Origin of the sequence: Neptuniibacter marinus (genome assembly GCF_001597725.1) — a bacterium.
Lineage (GTDB): Bacteria > Pseudomonadota > Gammaproteobacteria > Pseudomonadales > Balneatricaceae > Neptuniibacter > Neptuniibacter marinus.
Genome location: NZ_LUTR01000117.1, coordinates 1 through 209 on the forward strand (window position 1 = coordinate 1; position 209 = coordinate 209).

A 209-nucleotide genomic window follows, 5' to 3' on the forward strand; every position below is an offset into this window, starting at 1 on the left:
TGGTAGGCCTGAGTGGACTTGAACCACCGACCTCACCCTTATCAGGGGTGCGCTCTAACCAGCTGAGCTACAAGCCTACTACTCGGCACATTATTTGCCGACTAGTCGCAATGTAATTGCAGACTACTCTTCCGCTCTCTTCACTTTCTGATCAGATAATTCGTGTGAACGCTTGCCAAGATTCGGCTTTCGTTTAAGGAGGTGATCCA

The 209-nt window shown here is 49.3% G+C and carries 1 tRNA gene; it reads right to left on the bottom strand.

Annotation, left to right across the window (positions count from 1 at the left end):
- Positions 1-77: transfer RNA gene (locus A3774_RS16285), tRNA-Ile, on the bottom strand.
- Positions 78-209: the final 132 nt, after the last annotated feature.